This is a genomic window from Halopseudomonas sp., from assembly GCF_036960865.1.
Lineage (GTDB): Bacteria > Pseudomonadota > Gammaproteobacteria > Pseudomonadales > Pseudomonadaceae > Halopseudomonas.
Window position 1 is genome coordinate 266147 of record NZ_JBALWE010000002.1, and the last position, 25566, is coordinate 291712.

Below are 25566 nucleotides of genomic sequence, written 5' to 3' on the forward strand. Positions count from 1 at the left end.
CTCATGACCGTTCGTACTCGTATCGCCCCTTCGCCAACTGGCGACCCGCATGTGGGCACCGCCTACATCGCCTTGTTCAACCAGTGTTTTGCTCGCCAGCACGGCGGCCAGTTCATCCTGCGAATCGAAGACACGGATCAGGTGCGCTCCAGTGCCGAATCGGAACAACAGATTCTGGATTCGCTGCGCTGGCTGGGTCTGGACTGGGATGAAGGTCCGGATGTGGGCGGCCCGCACGGCCCGTATCGCCAGAGCGAACGCAGCGCCATCTACCATGAGCACAGTGAACAGCTGATCAGCGCCGGCCATGCCTTCCGCTGCTTCTGCAGCAGCGAGCGCCTGGATACCCTGCGCGCAGAACAGATGGCCAACAAGCAGACCCCCGGTTACGACGGCCACTGCCTGCACTTGAGCGCAGATGACGTGGCCAAGCGCGTGGCAGCGGGCGAGCCCCACGTGGTGCGCATGAAGGTGCCGAATGAAGGCATCTGCCAAGTGCAGGACATGTTGCGCGGCGAGATCGACATCCCTTGGGAGCAGGTCGATATGCAGGTGCTGATGAAGGCCGACGGCCTGCCCACCTACCACCTGGCCAATGTGGTGGATGACCACCTGATGGGCATTACTCACGTATTGCGCGGTGAAGAGTGGATCAACTCGGCGCCCAAGCACATCTTGCTGTATCAGTACTTTGGCTGGGATATGCCGCAGCTGTGCCATATGCCGCTGCTGCGTAACCCGGACAAGAGCAAGCTGTCCAAGCGCAAGAACCCGACCAGCATTACTTTTTATGAGCGTATGGGCTATCTGCCGGAAGCGCTGCTGAACTACCTGGGCCGCATGGGTTGGTCGATGCCGGACGAGCGGGAAAAATTCACCCTTGCCGAGATGGTCGAGCATTTCGACATTCAGCGGGTGTCCCTCGGCGGCCCCATCTTCGATGTGGAGAAGCTGTCGTGGTTGAACGGTCAGTGGATTCGCGAGCTGTCGGAGGATGACTTCGCTGCCGCCGTGCAGACCTGGGCGCTCAATTCGGCTTATCTCAAGCCGATGATCGGTCTGGCACAGAGCCGGGTCGAGACCTTCAGCGACCTGCCAGACCTGCTCGGTTTTTTCATGGCCGGCAAGGTCAGCCCGGCACCGGAGCTGTTCGAGCACAAGAAGCTGTCGGCCGATGACGTGCGCAAGGTCATGCAACTGCTGCTGTGGAAGCTCGAAGCCCTGCGCGAGTGGAACAAGGACGGCATCATGGCGACCATCAATGCGGTAGCCGCCAGCCAGGAGCTGAAGCTGCGTGACCTGATGCCGCTGCTGTTCCCTGCCATCACCGGTCAGGCCAGCTCGGTCTCGGTACTCGATGCCATGGCGCATCTGGGGCCGGACCTGACCCGTTTCCGTCTGCGTCAGGCGCTGGAACTGCTGGGTGGCACCTCGAAGAAAGAAAACAAGGCCTGGCAGAAGCTGCTGGAGGAGATCTGACAGGTTGCTGCGGTTGTGTGCTCGCCGCTACGTTAAGTCGCTGTTTTACGTAAAATTCTGTTGACAGGGCGGGGCGTCGAACTTAATATGCGCCCCGTCATAGCGACGGGGCTATAGCTCAGCTGGGAGAGCGCCTGCATGGCATGCAGGAGGTCAGCGGTTCGATCCCGCTTAGCTCCACCAAGTTTTTTGGTCGACGTTCGCGTCGGCCTGTTTTATCACTGCTAAACAGATTCCAGCCTGTTTAGAGAAGGGTTTGCGTCCCCTTCGTCTAGTGGCCTAGGACACCGCCCTTTCACGGCGGTAACAGGGGTTCGAGTCCCCTAGGGGACGCCATTTTTACCGACACGCGAGAGTGTGTCAGGGTCGCAAGACCTGGGGCTATAGCTCAGCTGGGAGAGCGCCTGCATGGCATGCAGGAGGTCAGCGGTTCGATCCCGCTTAGCTCCACCATTTTACAAGGCCGGCATTTATGCCGGCTTTTTTTTGCCTGTTTTTCGGTGCTGGCAACCGGCCGTCTCAGCGCCATCCTGGACCAGTGCTCTAACCGTCAGCAGGGCCCTGCCATCCGCTTTGCCCCGGCTGTGACTGACACGCCCCCAGCAGGTCCTGCCAGGCCTGAGTGTGCTCCGCCACGGCAGCCTGATAACGTACCCATAACGATGACTCGGTGACTGCCAGTCGCTCCAACGCTTCTGCGGTGGCAGGAGGGATGCCGGGCACGGCGCGCAGCTCGGCGATAGTAGCCGCCCAGGGTTGACCCCGTCGCTGCAGTTGCGCCAGGTAGGGTTGAATCTCACCAGCGTAAAAAAGCACAAACACATTCAGTAGAATCTTCGAGCGTGCCGAGGGCGCCTGCAGCGGGCATAGCAGACGAGCCTCGGTTGCTTGCAGCATCTGTGTTGCCTGCTGCAGGCCATGTGTGGTCTGTGCCAGGCTGGTGATCAGCTGGCTGCCCTGTTGGCTCCGTTGCAGCGTGCGGAACAGGGCATCCAGTGTGGTGCGGTCGGGTGGCAGTGCGTGCGGCAGGTTGGCGCCGACTCGCGCCAGGTCGCTGAGCGCGTCGATCGCCGTCTGATCTGTCAGTGGGTTGGCGCTCACCGGCAGTGGCTGGTCGGCAAAACGCAGGTATTGCTCAAATTCCTCGCTGGTGTTCAGCGCGTTCCAGTAGGTGGCGGGCAGGCTGTTGGTTTTGCTCGCTGCAATGGCGGCCAGCTGTTCGCGCAGCGCCTCTTTATCATCCTGCTTGGCGAGCAACGTCGTGCATTGTTGCAGGGCGCGCAGCAGCTCGCCGTCATAGGCCAGCCGGTGACTCCAAGGCATGACTTTGCCCAGCACCGTGTTGCGTTCGCTGATGCGTTGCTGCAGCTCGCGGCAGTCGTTGGTATCGACTATCAGATCGAGCAGGCCAATGCGCAGCGGGGCAATGCTCAGCACGCGTTCGCGGCGCGGCCCGAAGCGGTAGGGGGCCAAGGTCTCGGGTTGAAAGGACTGCCAGTCCTGTTGCAGTACCCGGCCAACCCGGTCGAGGTAGTTGTCCATCTGCCGCTGCGCCTCGGGCGGGCGTTGGCAACCGTACAGCGCCAACAGCAGGGCAAATGGAATTAAACGCAGTAGTGCACTCATAGGTGCAGTATGCCATGCCTGCGGCTGAGGTCCGATCAGTGGGTGGCGCTAAAGGGTGGACTGCTGGGCGGTGATGGTGGGCGTAGCTTCTCGCGTTTACCGACGATCGACAGACGGATGCCAAGGAACAGCGCCGCGCTGCTAAGGCCCACAATAAGCCCCATCCAGAAACCCGCTGGCCCGCGTGCGGGGCCAAGCAAATCAGTAATGCCGAGTACGTAACCCGCGGGCAAGCCAATCAGCCAATAGGCGATCATCGTCAGCAGCATGGGCAGGCGGGTGTCCTGAAAACCGCGCAGGGCGCCGGCACAAGCCACCTGGACGGCATCAGAGAATTGATAGAGCGCCGCCAGTACAAACAGGCTGGCGGCCAGCGCGATCACTTGGGCGTCGTCGGTATACAGCCGCGGAATCTGCGCCGCAAAAAAGTACATGCCGGCAGCAGCCACTGTTGCAACACCCAGCGCCACCACGGTACCCACCTTGGCCGAGAACAGCGCTGCGCGGGCGCCGCCCCGGCCCAGGTTGTGACCAACCCGTACGGTAATCGCCAAGCCGAGACTGAACGGCACCATGAAGGCAAGGGAAGAAAAGTTGATCGCCACCTGGTGGCTGGCTACCACCACTGCGCCCATGCCGCCGATCAGCAGGGCGATGACGCAGAACATGCTGGTTTCGGCAAAGAGCGCAATACCAATCGGAAAGCCGAGGCCGAATAGCTCGCCCTGGGTGCGCGCCACAGGCCAGTCGAAGCGAGTAAACAGCCCGCAGTCGCGGTACAGCGGTGAGCGCTTCAGATAAACCACCAGGCAGGCCAGCATCGCCCACATCACCAGTGCGGTGGCCACGCCGCAGCCGACCGCGCCCATGGCCGGAAAGCCGAGCTTCCCGTACACCAGAACGTAGTTGGCCGGAACGTTGATAGCCAAACCGATAAAGCCCACCAGCATCGCCGGCTTGGTGTGGGACAGGCCGTCGGACAGTCCGCGCAGGGCGAGCATGATGCCCACCGCCGGGAAGCCCAGCGAAATCGCCAGCAGGTAATCCAGGGTAACTGGGATCAGCGCCTCGCCGATCTCCATCCAGAGCAGTATCGGGCGCGTCAGATTGAGAAACAGCATGCACAGCAGACCGATGAAAAATCCTAGCCATGCGCCCTGACGCACTAGCGGGCCGGTTTCGCCCAGCCGATTGGCGCCGTTGCAGGCGGCCACCTTGGAGGTGACGATCATCATCACGCCGGTGAGAAAGAGCAGGGTAGGGATCCAGAACGAGTTGCCCAGCGCCACCGCGGCAAGGGCTTCGGCGCTGACGCGGCCGGCCATGGCGGTATCGACAAAGCCTAGCAGGGTGTGCGACAGCTGCGCCGCAACGATCGGCAGCACCAGAATAATGAGCGCACGCAGTTCTGCTACAATGCGCGGCCCGTTGAAGCGAGAAGGTCTGCTGCTCATTACCGAGTGTGCCTTGAAAAAGCGCTTCATCCTATCAACTTGCCAGATATTGTCTACCAGCCGATGCAGCACCACTGCGATGACCTAGTAACCCTGTTTGACCGCTGCTTTGCCAGGGACTTCAATACCCGCCTGCGCGGCGGTTTTGCCGAGCCGGAATACCTGCCCGCCGACGCGGCTTCGGCCTGTCATCGCATTCACTTTACCCGCGATTATTTTCGTAGCGCCCTGCATGAAGTAGCGCACTGGTGCGTGGCTGGTCCCGAACGGCGGTTGTTGCCGGATTTTGGTTATTGGTATGCCCCGGATGGGCGAACCGCCAGCCAGCAGCAGGCGTTCGAGCAGGTAGAGGTAAAGCCGCAGGCGTTGGAATGGCTTTTTTGCGCCGCCGCCGGCCACCGTTTTGATGTGAGTACCGATAACCTCAGTGGTGAGGCCACTGATCCTGCGCCCTTCAAGGCCAAGGTGCGCGCGCAGGTGCTGAGCTATCTTGAGACCGGGCTGAAGGAGCGCCCGGCGCGCTTTGTCGAAGCCTTGCTGGCGTTCTATCGGCCGGGTGCGACCCTGAGTGCAGACAGTTTCTCCTGAGTCTGGCCGAACTGCAGTGCCCGGCGCAGACCCAGAAAGTTCAGAGCTTCAGACCAGGCCCAGTTGATTCTGTTTGAGCCCCACTACCTGACGGGGCGCCACGGCTGGCTGTGCTTGCCCGTGCTGTGGAAGGCTATTGGTAATAAAGCCGAGCACGGCATCGCGGGTCTGCTGCCAGGCCTCCTTGTTCTCCATATCCAGAAAATGTCCGGCGCCGGTCACTGTAGCGTAGGCGCAATCACGCATATGCCGGCTGAAATGGCGCGCGTCCTGCGGGCTGGTGTAGCGGTCCAGGTCGCCATTGATAAACAGCAGCGGCACATCGATATTGGCACTGCCGGTCAGGTAGCAGCGGGTATCCTGAGTCAGTACCTGGCTCACATGGAAGGCCATCTGCTGGTACTCGTGCTCATCCAGGCTGATGATATGGCGGAAGTTGTAGCGCTTGACCAGCGACGGCAGGTGTTCACCGATGGTGTCATTCAGCAGCATGCCGAGCTTGCGTCGCTCGCAGTTGAGCAGCAGATCAATGCCGTTCTCCAGATAGTCGCGCATGGCACTGTTGATCAGCGGCGAAAAGGCCATCACCACCGCCTTGCGAATACTCGGTGGGCGCTGCGCCAAAGCCAGCAAGGCAGAAGCGCCGCCCCATGAGAACGACAGCATATGGTCGGCGTGAAAGTGTGCGATCAGCTCCAGCAGAATACCTGCTTCCTGCTCCTTGGTGATCGGGCGCTGGTTGGCGTTGTAACGCTTGGACTCGCCAGAGTAAGGCTCATCAAATAGCACAACGTTGAAATGTGGCTGCAGAAAACGCACGGTCTGGGCAAAGGCCGCCATGGTCGCGAGTGAGCCGTTGACCAGAATGATGGTCCCCTGCGGCGCCGGGCTGGCATAGTAATGCGTATGAATGCGAAACAGCCCCAGTGTTTCTACCACTTCGTGTTCTGGCTTCATATTCCCTGTCTCCGGTCTTGGCTGGACGCGGCAAAAGAGCCACGTCATACAGGGCAGTGATTGGCAAAAAGCCGCAAAGAAACTAAACGCGCCAAGGCATCGTCCGGTGCAGACAACTTTGCTTGTGGTTATGGCGACAGGGTGGAGAGGACAGTCGCAGGGCCAGCGCAGTGGGCGTTGCGCGAATTGCTCTTTGACTCAGGCAGGTCCTGCAAGCGGGGGTGGTTACCCCTCGGGAAACGCTTAGAATAATGTTTTGACCGTCAAGTCACATTCGGACTTGTTGCGTTCAGTAAAGCAGCGGCGCCGAATCAGTGCAAGCCCCTTCTTGCAGTTTCTTTACTGCCTGCGGCGCGGCGGCTGGACAGTCCGCCGGGCTCCGCTGACAATGCCCCCAAACCCTGCACTCGGAAGCTGCTGCATGCGTATTGTCGCCGACGAAAACATTCCCCTGTTAAACGCCTTTTTTGCTGATCAGGGTGAGATCGTCACCTATCCCGGCCGCGAGATTCGGCGTGAACACCTTATGCAAGGCGATGCCCTGCTGGTGCGTTCGGTCACCAAGGTGGATGCCGCGCTGTTGGCGGGCACGCCGGTGCGGTTTGTCGGCACCTGCACCATTGGCACGGATCACCTGGATTTGGCAGGCCTGGCCGCCGCCGGTATTCAGGTGGCCAGCGCCCCCGGTTGTAACGCACGCGGGGTGGTGGAGTATGTGCTCAGCTGCCTGCTGACCCTGGCTGAACGCACCGGCGTGGCTTGGCGTACTCGCTGCGTTGGCGTCATCGGTGTCGGTGAAGTGGGTGGCCGCTTGGCCGCTACGCTGACCGCGTTAGGCGTCGACTGCCTGCTGTGCGATCCGCCCCGTGCCGAGCGCGGCGAGAGCGGCTTTGTCAGTCTGGATGCGCTGCTGGCGCAAGCCGATGTCATCACTTGCCATGTACCGCTCAACAAACAAGGCCCGCACGCCACGCAGCATCTGTTGAGCGCCGAGCGACTGGCCAAACTTGCCCCCGGCACCTGGCTGATCAACAGCAGCCGTGGCCCTGTGGTCGATAATCAGGCGCTGGCCAGCTTGCTGCCGCAACGGCCAGACCTGCAGGTGGCATTGGACGTGTGGGAGCAGGAACCGCAGGTCGATCTGGCGCTGGCGCAGCTGTGCACCCTGGCCACCCCACATATCGCCGGTTACAGCCTGGATGGCAAATTGCGCGGTACCGAACAGATTTATCAGGCGTTTTGCGCGCACTTTCAGCAATCAGCCGCGCTGAAGCTGAGCGACCTGGCACCGACATCGGGCCTGGCGCATTTGGCGGTGGACGAACAGACACCAGCAGATTGGGCGCTGGTGCGCGCGCTACGGCTGGTTTATGACGTAAGGGACGATGATGCGCGTTTTCGCGCGGCGATGCAGGGGGTACAGCAAGAGCAGATCCCGCAGGCTTTTGATCTGCTGCGCAAGCACTACCCGCTACGCCGGGAGTGCTCACATCTGCAACTGGACTGGCTTGGCGACAAAACGCCGCCGGCCGCTTGGGCCGCAGCGGGTTTCAGTTGCCCGCGCGGCTAGGAGCAGGTACCCACTGGCGCTCCAGCTCATTGCAGGCGTGTTGAATCATTTGCTCGGTAATGGCAATTTCTCGGCCGCTCTCATCAACCAGATAACCGCCCGAGCAGGACGCGGGGTGAATCAGAATTTCGGCACTTTCACGGCAAGTCTGCAAGGCATGTACACTCATGGTTTTCTCCCAGTGTGGTGTCGCTGAATCGTCTCGCTGAGCGCTGGCCAACCCTCCCGCTGACCAGCTGAGGGCAGGATATGGCAACCGCGTGACGACTTTGTGACAACCCACCCGCAACAAACAGGAACGGACAAACGTAATGCAGGCAGCTTTCAGACTCGGGCTCATCATCAACCCACTGGCTGGCGTTGGCGGGCAGGCAGCCCTCAAGGGCTCCGATGGGGTGGCCGAGCAGGCGTTGGCGCAAGGCGTGCTGCCACAGGCACAGCGCCGCGTCGCCATCGCGCTGGAACAGCTGTTACCACTGCGCGAACAGCTACAGATCTTTGCCGCTCCCGGCCCCATGGGCAGTGACCTGCTCACCGAACTGGGCTTTGATCACCAGGTGATTGGCGAACTGGGCGATGCCAACCAGACCAGCGCCGAAGACACCGAACGCTGCGCCGCCGCCCTGCAAAAAACCGGCGTAGACCTGCTGCTGTTCGCCGGCGGCGACGGCACCGCCCGCAACATCTGCAACCAAATACGCGCCAACCAATTGGTGCTGGGCATTCCCGCCGGGGTAAAAATCCACTCCGGCGTCTACGCCGTCAACCCGCGCGCCGCCGGTGAACTGGTCGCACTGCTAGTCAAAGGCGACTTGGTGCGCCTGCGCGAAGCCGATGTACGTGACATCGACGAAACCGCTTTCCGCCAGGGCCAGGTCAAAACCCGCCATTACGGCGAACTATCGGTGCCGGAAGAAGGCCGCTTTGTGCAGCAGGTGAAGCAGGGCGGCCGAGAGGTCGAAACCCTGGTGCTGGACGACATCGCCGCCTGGCTGCAGGAAGAACAGGATGAAGGCACCGGCTGGATACTCGGCCCCGGTTCCACCAACCTCGGCCTGCTCGAAGCCATGGGCCTGCACGGCACACTGCTGGGCGTAGACGTACTGCGCCACGGTGAACTCATCCTGCAGGACGCCACAGAACAGCAACTCTGGGCGCTGCTGGAGCAACGCGGCGACTGGCGCATACTGGTCACCGCCATCGGCGGCCAGGGCCACATCCTTGGCCGCGGCAACCAGCAACTCTCCCCCCGCATCGTCCGCGCCGTCGGCCTCGACAACCTCATGGTGGTGGCCACCAAAACCAAACTCACCACCCTGGACGGCCGACCCTTCCTGGTTGATAGCGGCGACGCCGAACTGGACCAGCAACTCACCGGTCTGCGCCGGGTGCTGAGTGGTTATCGGGAAGAGATGCTGTATCCGGTGAGTTGGAAAGCGGAGTAGGGCGAGAGATTACTCGCGGCGCGCTGATCAATATTTGCTTTACCGTACACGCCCTTGGCGTTACCTTCGTTTAACGGCAATAAGCCAATTCGCAGGAGCCCATGGATGGCGCATAGCGTAATTAATCCTCCCAGATTTCTCAGACATGTTCAGCAGTCGCTGGGCTTGTCTGCTTGCCGTCATCCGCTCATACGAACCGTAGTACTACTGCTGATAAACGCACCAGAATCGTTCGCGTGGTGTAAGCCATCGTGGGCGACGGCTGACGTATCAGGCGGTGATCATGACGCCTGATATGACGAATAGCCTGCCATACATTAGTAATGGATTCACGAAATGACGCGCGCACGCGAATACGGATCAGTAATGACGGAATTTCTCAAATCATTGATTTGTACTGAAAAATGCGGATTTAGCCTGGGTCTGTTTTCGGAGTTATACCGAAGCCGCGGTTATGTGTTAATGCCGCGTTCTATCTAGTCACTGTTATAAGCCAAGGACGATCGTGCAATGATTTCACGAGATGAAATGTTTCAGCCATTATTGGAAGTGTCTGAAGGGTTCAATCCAATATGGGATGAATTTATTGAAGAGTGGAAAGATGACGACGAGCTGCCTCAGTATCTAGCTCTGTCAGATTTAGCTCGCTACATCTCTGGACTTATTTCAGAATCCAACGAGAAAGAACTCAAAGACATCTTCAGCGTAATTGAGCGCTGGCATCTTGAAGGTGATGATTACGTAAAAGAGGCCGCCACTGTCGGTATACTTGAAGATCTTCAAAATGCCAACGTAGTTGGTGTGGGTGTGCCAAAAAAAGTAGAAAGTTATCTTTTGCCAGAATCCAAAAAATGGTGGCTAAAGGTTTACGAGTTCTGGGAAACAGGAAAAATAATTAGTGATTAACAGCAAGCTTATAACAAGGCCAGGCACAATCGCCCCTTCGGGGCTGAACCTCCGCACTGCGTGCTCCGGCCTGTGCTGGCGGCGTTAAATGCCCTGAGAGATCCAAATGCGTTCAATTATAGGAGCGTTAATACTTCTAACATTGAGTATTAATGTAATGAGTAAGGAAACAATGGATTCAAAAGAAATAAGCTATAACGGCGGTCTTATTACCTTCAGCGTGCCACAAGACTGGATTGAGGAGTATGACCAACAGGTAGGAGGCTCATTCTATGAGGATTCACCAACGTCGGGAACATTCCGTTTACATGTAGTCACAATGAGATCTCCAGCTCCAGTCACTAAGTCGGAGGCGGTTAATGTTCTTCAAAGTGTAGGAGAACCGGATGATCCTATTTCTACACTTTCAAATGGCACTGCTTACAAGACATTTTCAGAAAAGGCCGTGGATTCTGGCAACGACATAACTATTTATTATTGGTCACTTGCCCAGATAATAGAGCCAAATCATGCGCGTATAGCTAATTTTTCTTACACTGTACTATCTAGTCAGGTTGGGACTACTCAGTATCAAGAAGAAATTGATTATCTTTTAAATTCAATCCGTAACGCCAGATTTAAGCCAGAGTTAGAAAATGGAATTTAACAAGCAGCAGCAACGGACTGTCAAACCTGTCATTCAAATTGCTGCGCAATTACGTGCCAGCTTTGCCAGCCGCTGTGCTGGGCGTTAGAGCTTTTATATAACCACACCCACGGTACAAGCAATTGAAGCGAATCTAAGCGAAATGTCCGAACTCATCGGGCTCGCTCAAGGAGCAATGCTCGGTCCTGCCGAGGGGTTAGTTAAGTTCTACGGTAGCCCTCTTTTATCGCTAGCATATGCGGCTTTGTTTTTCCCAAGTATGAGTGTTAGAGAGGGTGTTCCGTTTGCCCGCTTCGCAACGTCGGAATGCGAGCTCCCCGTTGACTGTTTTCACGTGGGTTTGGTCCACGCGAACGAAAGCTTTGGACAGGAGGCTGAAGCGCTAGACTCGCTGGGTCAGGTGCTGGCGACGGCCTGGACGCAAGTGCTGCGCAATAATGGGTTGCCAGGTAAGTTTGCCTATGATTCCTCGTCTGGGCAGGTTCCTGTGTACGAGCACTAACAATTTATTCACGCCGACGTTGGACTTCCGCTGCGGCTCCATAACAGCCGCAAAAGCATGAGTCATAAGGATTAACTGACCTCACTATGCCAAGCATCATTCTGGAAGGTCATATCGTGGTCCCCGGCAGCGATCTGGTTGCCGTCAAGGCGGCGCTGCCCGCGCATATCAAACTCACTCGGCAAGAAGGAGGCTGTTTGTGCTTTGAAGTAACTCCGGACCCGAATGCAGAAAACATCTTTTCCGTGTACGAGGAATTTATCGATCGCGCTGCCTTTGAAAAGCATCAGAGTCGGCTCAGGTTGTCCGAGTGGGGTAGAGTGGCGGCGAATGTGAAAAGGCACTATCAGGTGAGGGAGGGTGACTGAGGTCTCAAGAAGGCGGGCACCCGGTTTGTAAGGGCTAGCTTTCCTACAGGGCGAGATAAAATAGCTGCGTGCTTTGCGCTGCGCATCAACAGAGGTCCATAGGTTATGGCCAGGGTAATCATTGTCACCGGCCCCACCGGGGTGGGGAAAACCACCTATTCGCTGTCGTTATCTGCAGACATTGGCGCAGTGCGCTTTTCTATCGATCCGTGGATGCAGAATCTGTTTTCCGAGGATATGACCTCACTCGACTACGCTTGGATGATCGAGCGGGTGAATCGCTGCTATGTGCAGATCTGGGAGGTGTGTGAACAGATTTTGCGGTTGAACGGCAGTGTTGTTCTGGACCTGGGCTTTACCACGCGAGAACAGAGATCACGTTTCTCTGAGCTGGCAAAGGCGGTGGGAGTGCAGGCCGAAGTTCACTATCTGAATGCGCCGACAGCGGTGCGTAAACAGCGTGTAGAAAAACGAAATGCCGAAAAGGATCCCGGCGTTTACGCCTTTGAGGTCACCGACTTCATGTTCGAGTTTATGGAGCCACTATACGAGGTGCCGGATGCAAGCGAGTTGGCAAATGGCCGTACCGTCAATGCGTAATAGCCGCGTGATGCCGCCTCCAGTTCTCGCTGCTCGCCAGCAGCTGCAGGCCCGTACACAGACGCAGAGACAAGTTCTGTCATGGCCATAGTCCAGCACCACCTTAGCATCCATGCGCCCCAAGCCGCTGTGTACGCCGCATCACAAGACTATGCGGTGCGCTATGAGTGGGATCCATTCCCTGAGAAAATCGAGCTTCTGGATGGCGCAACCGAGTTGGCGATCGGGGTCAGAACCCGTGTAATAGCCAAATCCGGCTTGCGCATGGACGTTGAATTTGTACAGTTGGCGCCGCCTGTTAGGGCGGCAATAGTGATGACCAAAGGCCCGGCCTTTATCAAGAGCTTCGCGGGCAGTTGGGTTTTCAAACCCATTGATGCCAGTTCTACTCAAGCCACTTTTCGCTATGCGATAAAAACCAAAGCCTGGGCCTTGCCGCCGGTTTCTGAATACATCGCGGCACTCTATTTTCGCAAGGCCGTGGTAGCCAGGCTGCGCGGTCTGAAGCAATACTGTGAGCGGAATGCCTAGTGACACTCCGCGGCTTCTGTCAGGCGGAAGCTGCGCTCCCTATTCCTTTAAAAAAGTCGGTGCTGCATGCAAAAGTTTCTGTATTACTGGTTGATGCTGGTGGGTCTTGGCCACTTTTTGCTCGGGCTGGTATTTATAGTGGTGGCCAAGACAAGCCTGATGACACCCTATGTGGCAGGCCTCTACGCTGCCTTTGATGTGGGTTTCGAGACTAATGTAGATCAGCTGATGCGCAGCATGTTGCAGCTGTTTGGCCCTACGGTGGCCAGTTGGGGTTTGCTGTTCTGTCTGGCGGTTTATCACTATGTGGCCCAAGGCACCGCCGCAATCAAGCTGGCGCTGATCACGGCGGTATTGGTGTGGTTCTGCCTGGATACCGGGGTATCGGCGGCCAACGGAATGTACAGCCATTTGTGGATCAACACCCCGGTGGTCGTGCTCATACTGTTGCCACTGTGGTTTTTGCAGCCCAGGGTCAGGGTGGCGACAGGCTCGCAGCTTTGACGCTGGCGAGCTTTTTGAAGTATCAGGGTGAGCCGCGTAACGTGCTGGTCACGGGCGGTTCGGGATTTATTGGTAAAAGGTTGGTGCCGATACTGCTGAGCCTCAATCACCGGGTCACGTTGTTCAGCCGCAATATCCCGCGTGATGCTCAGTGCTTTGGCGATGCTGTCCAGTTTGTTACCGACCTGTCTGCTATTGAAGCGGCCGCCCGGTTTGAGGTGATCATCAACCTGGCCGGCGAGCCACTGGCGCGGCAGCGCTGGACCGCACAGAGAAAGATGCGTTTTCTACAAAGCCGCTTGGCCGTCACTGAGGCCCTCTGCCAGTTGATCGAGCGTCTTGAGCGCAAGCCGGACTTATTGATCAATGGTTCTGCAATTGGCTTCTACGGCCCCCACGGCAGTGAGCCGCTGGATGAGGCGGGTGCGGCAGTACCGTCCTTTTCTCATGAGCTGTGCCGGCAATGGGAGGAGGCGGCGCTCAAGGCAGAGCGGCTTGGTGTGCGGGTGTGTTTGCTGCGCATCGGTATTGTGCTGGGACGTGATGGTGGGCCGCTTGCCGAGCTGCGCCGGCCCTTTGACTGCGGGGTAGCAATGCAGATTGCCGACGGCAGGCAGTGGATGTCTTGGATTCACCTGGATGACGTGGTTGCCATCATCCTGTATGTCATGCGCAACAGGGCGATAAGTGGAGCCGTCAATACGGTCGCGCCGCATCCCGTTAGCAATGCTGAATTTGCCTACGCGTTAAGCGCTTACCTGCGGACCTACGCCAAGGTTCGCGTGCCGGCCTGGTTGCTTCGGCTGGTAGTAGGCGAAATGGCGGATGAGGTACTGGTCACCGGGCAACGGGTGATACCCGCCAAGCTGCAAGGCGTGGGCTTCGAGTTCATGCATCCGTCGCTGCCACGTGCACTGGAAGATCTGGTCGGGCCGCCCATAAGCTGAATTTTCCCAGCGCGGCAGCTATCTCGGCAGACCAGGCGGGCCTTGAGTCCATCATCTACACTTTCCTGCCACCCGGTCTCTGTGCGTGCGGGGTAAAACCGACAGCTGGTTCCGCTGAGAACCGGGCAAATAATCACAGGGGACGGCCTATGAACGCAGGGAACGTTGATTCGGCTGCACAGCTATACGCGCAGGCGCCGCTGCAAAGCTATGCGGTAGAAGACGCTAGCATTGGCGTGAGGGTATTTGGCCAAGGGCCTGCCGTTGTGCTCATTCATGGCTACCCCGTGCATGGTTATACCTGGCGAAAGCTCCTGCCAACATTAGCGCAGACCTTTAGCTGCTATGTGATCGATTTGCCGGGGCTGGGTGACAGCGACTGGTCGGCGCAAACGGACTTCAGCTTTGAAGCGCAGGCGAGACGTCTGGGCTTGCTGTTTACGCGGCTGAAGCTGAATGATTACGCGATTGTTGCACATGACACTGGTGCAACCCTGGCCAGGATGGTGGCGCTTGAGCAGCCGGAGCGGATGACAAAACTGGCGATCATCAATACCGAGATCCCGCAGCACCGCCCGCCGTGGATAACCTTTTATCAGCGGTGTGCCAAGTTGCCAGGGTCTGCCTGGGTGTTTCAGACGCTACTGCGGTCGCCGGCTTTTCTGCGTTCATCTATGGGGTTGGGGCAGTTTTATAGCGATTCTGCTCTGTTGCGCGAGGCGGAAAATATCAGACCTTATATCGAGCCTCTCATCACATCGAGCAAACGGATACGGGGTATGCTCGGTTATCTGATGGGCATTCAGTGGTCTGTGGTGGATGGACTGCAATCGCGCCACAGGGATATACAAGCCGAAGTGCTTTTGCTCTGGGGGGAGGATGATAAAACCTTCCCGGTTGAGCTGGCTGAGGCCATGCGTCAGCAGTTTTCCGGTGGCTGTGCGCTGGTGCGGATAAAGCGCGCATCCTTGTTGCCCCATGAAGAACAGCCGGATGATGTGCTTGGCCAGCTGATGCCTTTTTTGCTTTCGGCTCCGCAGTAACCGCGCCGCTAACGCCAAGCAGCCCGATTAGAGAGCGCTTGCGTGTCATGCCGTGTACCAGCTGCTGAACAGCCTAACCGTTCTTCTCCAACTTCAAATACCGCTCGATTCCCGCTATCCGATCTTCCGCATGATGATTCACATACAACACCGTGGTCTCCGACCCTTGGCAGATCTTCTCGATCAACGCGAGCACTAGCTGCCGATTCATATCGTCGAGGCCCAGGCAGGGTTCGTCGAGGATTAGCAGGGGCGGGTGTTTAACCATGGCGCGGGCGATAAGTAGCAGGCGCTGGTCGCCGTAGGACAGCTTGTTAAATGGCTGATCGGCGCGTGCAGTCATGCCGAGCAGTTCGAGCCATTGGTCGGCGATTTTCTTCTGGTTATCGGACGCTTTGCTATACAGGCCGATGCTGTCGTGAAAGCCGGAAATAATCACGTTCCTGCAGCTGGTGCTGACGCGGTATTCCCATTGCAGGGCAGTGGAGACGTAGCCGATAAATTGCTTGATCTGCCAGATGCTTTCACCGTTGCCGCGCTGGAAGCCGAACACATAAATATCGTTGGTATAGCACTGCGGGTGGTCGCCGGTGATCAGCGACAACACCCCGGTTTTGCCGCTGCCGTTTAGGCCGCTGAGTTGCCAGTGCTGGCCGCGCTCAATGGTCCAATTCAGCTTGTTTACGATGATGGTGTCGCCGTACTTGATGGTGGCGTCTTTCAGCCTCACCAACGGTTGACTGGGGTCCAGCGCGGGCAGGGTGTTGCTGGGGTCGGCCTCGGGTACGTTCAGGTCGGTGGTTTTCAGGTGCAGCAGTTGATACAGCTCGTTGAAGGCGCCTTCGTCGCTTCTATCGACGGTCAGTGTCAGGCGGCCTTGATTGGGGCTCTTTGGGTCTGAGCTGTCTTTATCCATGTAAGCAACATGGGTGATGAAGTCGGGCATCTCATCAAAGCGGTTCAGCACCATGACCATGGGGACGGTATTGATGATGGAAGCCAGGTGCGCTTGCAGCATGGCGAGCGTGTCTGCATCCAGGCCATCGAACGGCTCGTCAAGAATCAGCAGGTCCAGCTTGCTGGAGAGGGCGCGAATCAGCATGACCTTGCGGGTCTCGCCGGTGGAAAGTTTGCGAAACGCGCGGTCGAGCAGTTTGCTGAGGCCAAACTTCTCGACCAGCGATTGCGCCAATGCCGGGTCCTGGCAGTTCTCGAAGATGATTTCATGCACGGGCGTGCCGAGTGAAATCACGTCCATGATGTCGGCATCGTCCTTTTTCAGTTCTTTGGCGATCAGCTCTGCCTGGGCTTCAAACGAGACCAGCCCAACGTGGGCAGGCAGGCCCTGTACGCTGCCAGCGGTGACTTCGCCCATGCCGGCCAGCACCGCCGCCAGAGCGGACTTGCCGGCGCCGTTGGTGCCGGTAATGACCCAGTGCTGGTCTGGCGAGATGCTCCAGTCAATTTCGCTCAGGGTGAAGCGATCATCAAAGTTGACCGTCGCCTTGTTCAATTGAATGGGAGCGAGCTGGGTTGATGCGGTCATTGGGGCGTGCCTTTTTGAGTTACGAACAACGGAGCCGGGAATAACAGGTGCTGCAAACAACAGAGACAAAAAAGCCGGGTTTCTGGTTGGAAACCCGGCTTGGCAGCTAACGAAGCGTTAATCGATTAAACGATTTTCTTCATATCAGCCATGTAGCCACGCAGTACTGTGCCTACGGCTTCGACCGGGTGTGAGCGCAGCGCGGCGTTCACTTCGATCAGGCGAGCGTTGTCTACGCCGTTGTCTTCCAGGTCCAGGCCTTTGCCGATAACGTCGGTCTTGATGCCTTTCATGAAGTCGGCCAGCAGCGGCACACAGGCGTGGTTGTACAGGTAGCAACCATATTCTGCAGTGTCGGAAATGGTGGCGTTCATTTCATACAGCTTCTTGCGCGCGATGGTGTTGGCAATCAGCGGGGTTTCGTGCAGCGACTCGTAGTACGCAGACTCAGCGATGATGCCGGCAGCAGTCATGGTCTCGAACGCCAGCTCAACACCGGCTTTAACCATGGCAACCATCAGGATGCCGTTGTCGAAGAATTCCTGTTCGGAGATTTTTACGTCGCCGGCAGGGGTCTTCTCGAAGTTGGTTTCAGCGGTATCTGCACGCCATTGCAGCAGGTTCTTGTCGTCGTTGGCCCAGTCTTCCATCATGGTCTTGGAGAAGTGACCGCTGATGATGTCGTCCTGGTGCTTGTTGTACAGCGGACGCATGATCTGCTTCAGCTCTTCGGCCAGGTCAAAGGCCTTGATCTTGGCCGGGTTGGACAGACGGTCCAGCATATTGGTCACGCCGCCGTACTTCAGGGCTTCGGTGATGGTTTCCCAGCCGTACTGGATCAGGCGAGAGGCGTAGCCAGGGTCGATACCTTCTTCAACCATTTTGTCGAAGCACAGGATGGAGCCGGTCTGCAGCATGCCGCACAGAATGGTCTGCTCGCCCATCAGGTCGGATTTAACTTCAGCGATGAAGGAAGACATCAGTACGCCAGCCTTGTGACCGCCAGTACCGACTGCATAGGCCTTGGCCAGCGCCAGACCTTCACCCTTGGGATCGTTGTCTTCGTGAACGGCGATCAGGGTAGGTACGCCAAAGCCGCGTACGTATTCAGCGCGCACTTCAGAACCGGGGCACTTGGGAGCAACCATGATGACGGTCAGGTCGTCACGGATTTTCATGCCTTCTTCAACGATGTTGAAGCCGTGCGAATAAGACAGGCAGGCGCCTTGCTTCATCAGCGGCATGACGGCGTTTACAACGGCGGTGTGCTGCTTGTCTGGGGTCAGGTTCAGTACTACGTCGGCGGTGGGGATCAGCTCTTCATAAGTGCCAACGGTAAAGCCGTTTTCAGTGGCGTTCTTCCAGGATTGACGCTTTTGTTCAATGGCTTCCGGGCGCAGAGCGTAGGAAACGTCCAGGCCGCTATCGCGCAGGTTCAAGCCCTGGTTCAGGCCCTGTGCGCCACAGCCGATAACGACCATTTTTTTGCCTTTCAGCGCGTCAACGCCATCAGCAAATTCGGCATTGTGCATGAAGCGGCACTTGGCCAGCTCGGCCAGTTGCTCACGCAGCGGTAAGGTATTGAAGTAATTAGCCATTTTTTAGCACCCTGAGTGTATGGTGAACGTATCGGCGACGACGGCGCACCGATATGGAGTTGGGCCACAGCTACTGATGCAAGGACAAGTAGCCTGTGAGTGCGGTCAATCTATAGAAAACTGACCATTTCTTAAATTGATATATTTGCAACAAGACGTCCCGTTTTTTGCAAACGTCCGCTATCATCACCGCATGAACATCAAAATCCTCAAGCAGTTTCTCGCGCTGGCGGAAACCCTGCACTTTGGCCGCGCCAGCGATGAGTGCCATATCAGCATCTCTGCCTTGTCGCGCAATATTCGCCAGTTGGAAGACGAACTGGGGGTGGCGCTGTTTAACCGCGACAATCGTACCGTGGTACTGACCCGCGAGGGGCAAAAATTTCTCAATTACGCGCGTGATACCAGCAGCCAGTGGAACCTGATTCGCCACGAGCTGACCGACAACTCTGATCAACTGAGCGGGGAGGTTAGCCTGTACGGCTCGGTTACCGCCAGTTACAGCTTTTTGTATGAGCTGTTGCGCCGCTTTCGGGTGGCGTATCCGGCGATTGAAATCAAACTGCGCACCGGTGATCCGGAACATGCCATTGTCCATGTGCTGGACGGCAAGGAAGACATCAGCATCGCAGCGCGGCCGGCCAGCCTGCCACGTGGCCTGGCTTTCAAACCCATCGCGATTTCACCCCTGCTGTTTATTGCGCCGCTGGAGCAGCAGGTACCCAACGTGCCTATCGAGACGCCCGCTACGCCGCAGGCCTGGGAGAGTATTCCACTGATTCTCTCGGAAAGCGGCGTCTCCCGAACCCGGGTGGACGAGTGGTTCCGCCAGCAGGATATCGCGCCGCGCATTTATGCCCAGGTCACGGGTAACGAGGCTATTGTCAGTATGGTGAGCCTGGGCTTTGGCATTGGTGTGGTGCCCAAGATTGTGCTCGACAACAGCCCGCTGCGTGAGCGCATCCGCGTGCTGGATGTCACCCCGGAGCTGGAGCCTTACGACATCGGTTTATTTGCGCTAAAGAAGAACCTGAAAAACCCATTGGTCGAGGCGTTCTGGAGTTTGATGTAGTGGGCCTGCCAAAACCTAGGCAGCGCCAGCCTTGATCAGCCCGCAACAAGGCCAAAAAAAAGCGGAATCAGGTGCAACCCCGACTCCGCTTTGTTTACTTCAAGCCCTCAGTCGCCAGAGGACTGGGGTAATCGTTTACCGATAGTTTCCGGCCTTGAGCGCCGCAATGCGCTCATCCAGCGGCGGGTGGCTCATCAGCAGGCCGGCGAGGCCGTGCTTGAGGCTGCCGTTGATGCCGAATGCGGTCATCTCGCCGGGCAATTCCACCGGAATGCCCTGTTCGGCTTTCAGGTGTTCCAGCGCGGCGATCATGGCGCCGGCACCGACCAGTTGCGCGCTCGCTGCATCGGCGCGGAACTCACGCTGGCGGGAGAACCACATGACGATGATGCTGGCCAGAATGCCCAGTACCAGTTCGGCAAAGATGGTTGCGACAAAATAGCCAATGCCCGGGCCGCTGCCTTCGTTCTTGAATACGGCGCGGTCGACAAAGTTGCCGATGATACGTGCGAAGAACATCACGAAGGTGTTCACCACGCCCTGAATCAGGGTGAGTGTGATCATGTCGCCGTTGGCGACGTGGCCAATCTCGTGCGCCATGACGGCTTTTACTTCCGCCGGGCTGAAACGCTGCAGCATGCCCTCGGAGACGGCGACCAGCGAGGCGTTCTTGTTCCAGCCGGTAGCAAAGGCGTTGGGCGCACGCGAAGGGAAGATGGCGACTTCCGGCATACCGATGCCGGCGGTGCGGGCCAGTTCTTCGACGGTGCTGACCAGCCATTTTTCCTGCTGGGTCTGTGGTTGTTCAATAACGCGGGCACCAGTGCTGCGCTTGGCCATCCACTTGGACAGAAACAGCGAGACAAAGGAGCCGGCAAAGCCGATCACGGCACAGAAGATCAGCAGCGCCTGGAGGTTCATGCCGCCCTGGCCGTCGTGGATGTTGCCGACGCCCAGCAGGCTCAGGGTAATGCTGGCGACCAGCACGACCGCAATGTTGGTTGCCAGAAACAGCAGTATTCGCATCATGGTGTGGATATTTCCTGTGTAGAGATCAATCAGCTCGCGCGGCGTTGCGCTGCGAGGCTCTATTCTGAGCTTATATTGGGCGAGCGGGGCGGGCTTTCAATGCTGACTCTATGACAAAAGATGTCACGCGGGGTTTCCAGCCTGTCTGTGACTAACTGACGCTGGTGAAAAAGCAGCGTTGTACTGTGTCGTAAACCGCGCTGCTGGAGCCGCTGTGCAGCGCGTCGCGCAACTGCTGGGCCAGGGTGGCGCGTTGGCGGGCGATACTGGCGGGGAGGGCGGGGTCGCGTTCGCGCTGGTCCGCTCGTGAAAGTAATACAAAAGCGCGTTCGCTTAGGCAGGCCTGGTCGATGGCTTCCTGGCGGATAGTGTCGCCATAGCGCAGAAAACCCTCGTCGGCGAGCCACAGCATGGCGCTGAAGCAAGCCAGATGACGCGGCGCGGGTACGCCGAAGGCATCGGGCTCGTGCTCACCAATCAAATCACTGACAAAGAGCGCGGCGGGCTGCGGGAAGCGGTTGTACAGCGCCACCAGGATGCGCGCCACATCCTGATGGAAGTCTTCGATATGCAGATCAGCCACGCGCGGCGCCTTACTGCTTGTAGCTCTTGAGGAAGTTGGCAATACGGCCGATGGCCATTTCCAGATCGTCCTTACGCGGCAGCGATACGATGCGGAAGTGGTCCGGCCACGGCCAGTTGAAGGCCGTGCCCTGCACGATCAGGATTTTTTCCTGCAGCAGCAGGTCGAGCACCATCTTCTCGTCGTTGTGAATCGGGTAGACCTTGGGGTCTAGCCGCGGGAACAGGTAGAGCGCGCCCTTGGGCTTGGTGCAGCTGACACCGGGAATCTCGTTGAGCAGTTCCCAGGCGGTGTCGCGTTGCTCAAGCAGACGACCGCCGGGCAGGATCAGATCGTTGATGCTCTGGTACCCGCCCAGCGCGGTCTGGATGGCGTGCTGTGCCGGCACATTGGCGCACAGACGCATGGAAGCGAGAATCTCCAGGCCTTCCAGGTAGCTCTTGGCGTGCTGCTTGGGCCCGCTGATGATCATCCAGCCGGAGCGAAAGCCCGCGACCCGATAGGACTTGGACAGGCCATTGAAGGTCAGGCACAGCAAATCGGGTGCGACAGCGGCGACGGACTCGTGCTCAACGCCGTCGTACAGAATCTTGTCGTAGATTTCATCGGCAAACAGAATCAGGTTGTTTTCGCGAGCGACCTGCGCCAACTGCTCCAGCACTTCCCGCGGGTAAACTGCTCCGGTGGGGTTGTTGGGGTTGATGATCACCAGGGCCTTGGTGTTGCTGGTGATTTTGCTGCGAATGTCTTCAATGTCGGGGTACCAGTCCGACTGCTCGTCGCACAGGTAATGCACCGGCTTGCCGCCAGAGAGGCTGACAGAGGCGGTCCACAGCGGGTAATCGGGCGCGGGGATCAGCACCTCATCTCCATTGTTCAGCAAGCCCTGCATGGCCATGACGATCAGCTCGGAAACGCCGTTGCCGAGGTAGATATCGTCGATGCCGACATTGGGGATGTTCTTGGTCTGGGTGTAGTGCATTACTGCCTTGCGGGCAGAAAACAGGCCGCGTGAGTCGCTGTAGCCCTGGGCTGTAGACAGATTGAGGATAACGTCCTGCAGGATCTCTTCCGGCGCTTCAAAACCAAAGGGCGCGGGGTTGCCGATGTTCAGCTTGAGAATGCGGTGGCCTTCTTCTTCGAGGCGCTTGGCGTGGCGCAGCACGGGGCCGCGAATGTCGTAGCAGACGTTGGCCAATTTGTTGGACTTGCTAACCTGCATGGTGCTTACCTTGTGGATCCAGGGCTGATGAGCATGTCAGGGAGGGGGTGATGTTCTGTCATCCCTGAGCGACTGTAAAACGACCATCATACGTCTTGCGTGGCTCCCTGTGAAAGCCTGTGTTGCTGATTCCGGGTGGGGAAAATGCAGAAAATGTGCAGCTGTACTGGTGTGCTGGTGATTGCCTCCAGACGTCGTAGTTGCCCCTCAGGCCGTACCCATGACTTTACCGGTGCGAATATCGCTGCGTTTTTTAATTGCGCGCAAATAAATTGCATACAAATCAATATGCGCTAAGCTGGGCGCACTTAACATGAACAATCCAAGGAGTATCGTCATCATGGCCGAACAACTGCTGCAGATTCCCTGTACCACCATCGATAATCGTGAAAGCAGCCTGGCAGAGCTGGATGGCAAGGCGTATCTGGTGGTCAATACCGCGAGCAAGTGTGGCTTTACCCCACAGTACAAGGGCCTCGAAGCACTGTGGCAGGACTATCAGGCCAAGGGGCTGCGAGTGGCTGGCTTTCCGTGTAACCAGTTTGGCGCGCAAGAGCCAGGCGACGAGGGGCAGATATCCGAGTTCTGTGAGCTGAACTACGGGGTCAGTTTTCCGCTGTTCAAAAAGATTGATGTGAACGGCGATAAAGCGCATCCGCTGTTTGTGCAACTGAAATCGCAGGCGCCGGGTTTGCTGGGCAGTAAGGGCATCAAGTGGAATTTCACCAAGTTCCTGGTTGACGGGCAGGGCAAGGTGGTCAAACGTTATGCGCCTACCACCAAGCCTGAAGACTTGCGTGCCGATATCGAGGCGCTGCTCGGCTGACGTTTGCCTTTCTCAGGCCGTCAGCTGTTCAGTCGGCTAAGGGGTTGCTGAGCCAACGCTGCAGCATGGCCTGTAGATCTTCGCGCTTGAAAGGTTTGGCCAGGTAGTCGCTCATACCGGCATCCTGGCAGCGCTGACGGTCTTCATGCAGCGCGTTGGCAGTCAGTGCGATGATTGGCAGGTGCTGCCAGCGCGGGTCGGCGCGCATGCGGCGGCTGGTCTCGTAGCCGTCGAGCACCGGCATATTGCAGTCCATCAACACCAGCGCGTAGTTATTTTCTTCCAGCAGATTCAGCGCGATCTCGCCATGTTCCGCGAGGTCTACCTCATAGCCTAGGCGGCTTAGCATGCCCTTGGCGACCATCTGGTTCACCGCGTTGTCCTCCACCAGCAGCAGACGTTGGCCGGCCGGCAGCGCGATATTGTCGTTGGCTGGCTGGCTTTCTCGGATGATGCCGAAGAGTTCGTCTATAGCCTGCGCAAGCCCGCGCCGGGCCGGTGGCGCCGCGACCTGTTGCAATATCCCTAGCTTGCGCGCCTTGTCCGCCGGCAGCAGGCGGCTATAGCCGCAGACCAGCAGGCGCGGAATCTCGGGCTCCAAAGCTTGCAGCCGTTGTGCCAAAACCGGGCTGTCGAGTAACCAGAAGTCTTTGCTGTCCGGTATCAGGGGCAAGGGACTGACCAGTTGGTAGTCCAGCAACTGACACTCCATGCCCCAACTGCGAAGCAACTCATTGAGCACCTGGCCCTGCAGGTGACCACTTTGGTTCCAGATCAGTACCGAGCGAGGTGTTGGCGTAGGGAACGCGGGTTGCTGGTCGTGGTTCGCCAGCGGAATCAGTACGCTGAAGCTGCTGCCCTGGCCAAGGGTTGAAGTGACGGTAAGCGTGCCGCCCATGGCGTCGGTCAGGCTCTTGCACAGCGCCAGGCCCAGTCCGGTGCCGCCGAAGCGGCGAGAAATGTGCGCATCGGCTTGGGTAAAGGGCGAAAAAATGCTTTCCAGGGCGTCTTCTGCAATGCCGATACCGCTATCCGAGACCGTGATACGCACCTGCTGATCGACGCTGCCGCCGCGCTCCAGACTGAGGGTCAGCGCAACATGGCCTTGCTCGGTGAATTTCAGAGCGTTGGACAACAGGTTGCTGACGATCTGGCGAATACGTGTCGGGTCGCCGAGCACCATGCCCGGCAACCTCGGGTCGATGCGGCAAGTCAGTTCGATGTCCTGCTTGCCGGCATTCTGCGACAGCAGGCTGGCGGTTTCTTCGAGCAGGGCGCCCAAGTCGAAGGGGATACGTTCAAGCTGAAGCTTGCCGGCTTCAAATTTGGAGAGGTCGAGAATGTCATTCAGCAGGGCGACCAGCACTTTGCCGGAGTCGTAGGCGATCGACAGCTGCTGCTTCTGTTCGTTATTCAGCGGGCTATCCAGCGTCAGGCCGATCATGCCCAGGAGACCATTGATGGGCGTGCGAATCTCGTGACTCATATTGGCGAGAAAGGCGGAACGTGCGCGGGCCATGTCGAGTGCCTCTTCGCGCGAGTACTCCAGATCCTGATTTGAGCGGCGCAGCTGGGCGTTGGTTTCCTGTAGTTCGTTGGTGCGCGACTCGACGATGCTTTCGAGTTCTTCCAAGTATTTGCGCAGGCGGTCCTCGGCGCGCAGCTTCTGGCGCATGTTGACATCAATGCTTTGCAGCTGTCGGTTGATTACCTCCACCAGTGCGCCAATTTCATCGCGCTCATGTCCATCAGGGCAGGGCAGGCGGCTGCGCTCGCCCTCGGTCTTCATGTTCAGCAGATCGTTGATCAGGCGCACCAGCGGCTTGGTCAGCATGCCGTAGAACAGCACCATCAGGATCAATGACAGTACCAGGCTGAGAATAAAGCCCGAGAGCATGGTCAGTCCCGCGCGGCGCAGAAAGCTCGCACCCTGGTGGAAGGTGTCTACTTCGATTACCAGGTGGCCCAGCAGCTCATTGGGTGCATGTTCTACATACAGCGGGTGCGAGTAGTCGCGACGACGTTTGAACAGCGCATCGCTGACCACACGGTAGCGGCTGGTAGCCATGGGGCGGCTGACGCTGGCCAGGGCGATGCCGTTGTTGTCGATGATTTCTGCGCGGATAACCGGCGGTGCCTGAAGTAGGCCGTTGACCAGTTCCAGGGCGAGTTCAGCGTCGATGTTGTAAGCAATGCGCGAGGCAGGCCCCAGGCTGACGTTGATCTGGGCCTGAACGGCCTCGTCGATGGCAGCGTCTTCGGAGTGATAATCAACCGTCACCTGAATCAAGCCCAACAGGGTACCGAGAATGAAGGCGCCCAGCACGCCCATGCGGGTTTGCTTGAACGACAGTCGGTTGGTGAGGCGGATATCCATATTGGCTACTGCGATCCTTAATAGGCAATCTCTTGGCGAAAGCTTAGCGCACTATCGCCATCAGCGTGACAGCATGCCATGCCTGGGCGCAGGGTCAGTTGCGACCGTGCATTCTTGCATGGTTCAGCGCCGCGCCAGCGTCACTTG

General features: G+C 58.0%; 24 protein-coding genes and 3 tRNA genes. 17 read left to right on the forward strand and 10 right to left on the reverse strand.

All coding sequences use genetic code 11. The annotated features are described in order from the left end of the window. Positions 1 to 3: 3 nt before the first annotated feature. The 4 genes from gltX (at position 4) to V7747_RS03695 (ending at position 1932) form a co-directional block, all read left to right on the forward strand. Positions 4 to 1479: a glutamate--tRNA ligase gene (gltX, locus tag V7747_RS03680; RefSeq protein ID WP_335614703.1), complete on the forward strand. Its 1476-nt coding sequence runs from the start codon at positions 4 to 6 to the stop codon at positions 1477 to 1479. Between the two features lie 107 nt (positions 1480 to 1586). Next, a tRNA-Ala gene (locus tag V7747_RS03685) sits at positions 1587 to 1662 on the forward strand. A gap of 77 nt (positions 1663 to 1739) precedes the next feature. Continuing rightward, positions 1740 to 1815 (forward strand) — tRNA-Glu (locus V7747_RS03690). A 41-nt stretch (positions 1816 to 1856) separates the two neighbouring features. Beyond that, a tRNA-Ala gene (locus V7747_RS03695) sits at positions 1857 to 1932 on the forward strand. A gap of 90 nt (positions 1933 to 2022) precedes the next feature. Here V7747_RS03695 and V7747_RS03700 read toward each other — a convergent pair. Then, on the reverse strand, positions 2023 to 3105 hold the full coding sequence (locus tag V7747_RS03700) for a DUF3080 family protein (protein ID WP_335614704.1): 1083 nt from the start codon (positions 3103 to 3105) through the stop codon (positions 2023 to 2025). Between the two features lie 35 nt (positions 3106 to 3140). Next, the gene (locus V7747_RS03705) at positions 3141 to 4559 is read right to left on the reverse strand and encodes an MATE family efflux transporter (protein WP_335614705.1); all 1419 of its coding nucleotides are present in this window, start codon (positions 4557 to 4559) and stop codon (positions 3141 to 3143) included. Between the two features lie 63 nt (positions 4560 to 4622). Here V7747_RS03705 and V7747_RS03710 point away from each other — a divergent pair, with 63 nt between their 5' ends. Next, on the forward strand, positions 4623 to 5147 hold the full coding sequence (locus tag V7747_RS03710) for an elongation factor P hydroxylase (RefSeq protein ID WP_335614706.1): 525 nt from the start codon (positions 4623 to 4625) through the stop codon (positions 5145 to 5147). A gap of 48 nt (positions 5148 to 5195) precedes the next feature. On the opposite strand, the gene V7747_RS03715 is transcribed toward V7747_RS03710, so the two are convergent. Then, positions 5196 to 6104 (reverse strand): alpha/beta fold hydrolase, encoded by a 909-nt coding sequence (locus V7747_RS03715; RefSeq protein WP_335614707.1) that lies wholly within the window; start codon positions 6102 to 6104, stop codon positions 5196 to 5198. A 421-nt stretch (positions 6105 to 6525) separates the two neighbouring features. On the opposite strand from V7747_RS03715, the gene pdxB reads away from it, so the two are divergent. Then, the gene (pdxB, locus tag V7747_RS03720) at positions 6526 to 7674 is read left to right on the forward strand and encodes a 4-phosphoerythronate dehydrogenase PdxB (protein ID WP_335614708.1); all 1149 of its coding nucleotides are present in this window, start codon (positions 6526 to 6528) and stop codon (positions 7672 to 7674) included. On the opposite strand, the gene V7747_RS03725 is transcribed toward pdxB, so the two are convergent. Then, positions 7655 to 7843: a PA1571 family protein gene (locus V7747_RS03725; RefSeq protein ID WP_335614709.1), complete on the reverse strand. Its 189-nt coding sequence runs from the start codon at positions 7841 to 7843 to the stop codon at positions 7655 to 7657. The genes pdxB and V7747_RS03725 overlap by 20 nt on opposite strands. 142 nt (positions 7844 to 7985) lie before the next feature. Between V7747_RS03725 and V7747_RS03730 the strand changes: the two genes are divergently transcribed. The 9 genes from V7747_RS03730 to V7747_RS03770 all read left to right on the forward strand — a co-directional run bounded on the left by V7747_RS03730 (position 7986) and on the right by V7747_RS03770 (position 15166). After that, on the forward strand, positions 7986 to 9119 hold the full coding sequence (locus V7747_RS03730; protein WP_335614710.1) for an ATP-NAD kinase family protein: 1134 nt from the start codon (positions 7986 to 7988) through the stop codon (positions 9117 to 9119). A gap of 510 nt (positions 9120 to 9629) precedes the next feature. Further along, a complete protein-coding gene (locus tag V7747_RS03735; protein ID WP_335614711.1) occupies positions 9630 to 10025 on the forward strand; it encodes a DUF7674 family protein in 396 nt (131 codons plus the stop codon). 157 nt (positions 10026 to 10182) lie between these two features. After that, complete coding sequence (locus V7747_RS03740) at positions 10183 to 10671, forward strand: hypothetical protein (protein WP_335614712.1); 489 nt, start codon at positions 10183 to 10185, stop codon at positions 10669 to 10671. 588 nt (positions 10672 to 11259) lie between these two features. Further along, positions 11260 to 11541, forward strand: coding sequence for a putative quinol monooxygenase (locus V7747_RS03745; protein WP_335614713.1), 282 nt, complete (start codon positions 11260 to 11262; stop codon positions 11539 to 11541). A gap of 105 nt (positions 11542 to 11646) precedes the next feature. Continuing rightward, complete coding sequence (locus V7747_RS03750; protein WP_335614714.1) at positions 11647 to 12141, forward strand: AAA family ATPase; 495 nt, start codon at positions 11647 to 11649, stop codon at positions 12139 to 12141. 81 nt (positions 12142 to 12222) lie between these two features. Then, on the forward strand, positions 12223 to 12672 hold the full coding sequence (locus tag V7747_RS03755) for an SRPBCC family protein (RefSeq protein ID WP_335614715.1): 450 nt from the start codon (positions 12223 to 12225) through the stop codon (positions 12670 to 12672). 66 nt (positions 12673 to 12738) lie between these two features. Continuing rightward, on the forward strand, positions 12739 to 13176 hold the full coding sequence (locus V7747_RS03760; protein ID WP_335614716.1) for a hypothetical protein: 438 nt from the start codon (positions 12739 to 12741) through the stop codon (positions 13174 to 13176). Further along, the gene (locus V7747_RS03765; protein WP_335614717.1) at positions 13173 to 14123 is read left to right on the forward strand and encodes a TIGR01777 family oxidoreductase; all 951 of its coding nucleotides are present in this window, start codon (positions 13173 to 13175) and stop codon (positions 14121 to 14123) included. Before V7747_RS03760 ends, V7747_RS03765 begins: the two co-directional genes overlap by 4 nt. A 149-nt stretch (positions 14124 to 14272) precedes the next feature. After that, positions 14273 to 15166 carry an alpha/beta fold hydrolase gene (locus V7747_RS03770; RefSeq protein WP_335614718.1) on the forward strand — a complete coding sequence of 298 codons (894 nt, stop codon included), beginning with the start codon at positions 14273 to 14275 and terminating at the stop codon, positions 15164 to 15166. Between the two features lie 73 nt (positions 15167 to 15239). On the opposite strand, the gene modF is transcribed toward V7747_RS03770, so the two are convergent. Both modF and ilvC read right to left on the reverse strand, forming a co-directional pair. After that, positions 15240 to 16712 (reverse strand): molybdate ABC transporter ATP-binding protein ModF, encoded by a 1473-nt coding sequence (gene modF / locus V7747_RS03775; RefSeq protein WP_335614719.1) that lies wholly within the window; start codon positions 16710 to 16712, stop codon positions 15240 to 15242. A 125-nt stretch (positions 16713 to 16837) separates the two neighbouring features. Continuing rightward, a complete protein-coding gene (ilvC, locus tag V7747_RS03780; RefSeq protein ID WP_335614720.1) occupies positions 16838 to 18310 on the reverse strand; it encodes a ketol-acid reductoisomerase in 1473 nt (490 codons plus the stop codon). Between the two features lie 193 nt (positions 18311 to 18503). Here ilvC and ilvY point away from each other — a divergent pair, with 193 nt between their 5' ends. Then, positions 18504 to 19382 (forward strand): HTH-type transcriptional activator IlvY, encoded by an 879-nt coding sequence (gene ilvY, locus V7747_RS03785; protein WP_335614721.1) that lies wholly within the window; start codon positions 18504 to 18506, stop codon positions 19380 to 19382. A gap of 135 nt (positions 19383 to 19517) precedes the next feature. Here the strand turns inward: ilvY and htpX are convergent, their stop codons facing one another. The 3 genes from htpX to V7747_RS03800 form a co-directional block, all read right to left on the reverse strand. Continuing rightward, positions 19518 to 20411, reverse strand: a complete 894-nt coding sequence (htpX, locus tag V7747_RS03790; protein WP_335614722.1) for a protease HtpX — start codon at positions 20409 to 20411, stop codon at positions 19518 to 19520. Between the two features lie 151 nt (positions 20412 to 20562). Continuing rightward, positions 20563 to 20994 carry a hypothetical protein gene (locus V7747_RS03795; RefSeq protein ID WP_335614723.1) on the reverse strand — a complete coding sequence of 144 codons (432 nt, stop codon included), beginning with the start codon at positions 20992 to 20994 and terminating at the stop codon, positions 20563 to 20565. 10 nt (positions 20995 to 21004) lie between these two features. After that, positions 21005 to 22216 (reverse strand): pyridoxal phosphate-dependent aminotransferase, encoded by a 1212-nt coding sequence (locus V7747_RS03800; RefSeq protein ID WP_335614724.1) that lies wholly within the window; start codon positions 22214 to 22216, stop codon positions 21005 to 21007. Positions 22217 to 22556: 340 nt separating this feature from the next. Between V7747_RS03800 and V7747_RS03805 the strand changes: the two genes are divergently transcribed. Then, complete coding sequence (locus V7747_RS03805) at positions 22557 to 23042, forward strand: glutathione peroxidase (protein ID WP_335614725.1); 486 nt, start codon at positions 22557 to 22559, stop codon at positions 23040 to 23042. 28 nt (positions 23043 to 23070) lie between these two features. Here the strand turns inward: V7747_RS03805 and V7747_RS03810 are convergent, their stop codons facing one another. Beyond that, positions 23071 to 25419 (reverse strand): ATP-binding protein, encoded by a 2349-nt coding sequence (locus V7747_RS03810; RefSeq protein ID WP_335614726.1) that lies wholly within the window; start codon positions 25417 to 25419, stop codon positions 23071 to 23073. Between the last annotated feature and the right edge of the window lie 147 nt (positions 25420 to 25566).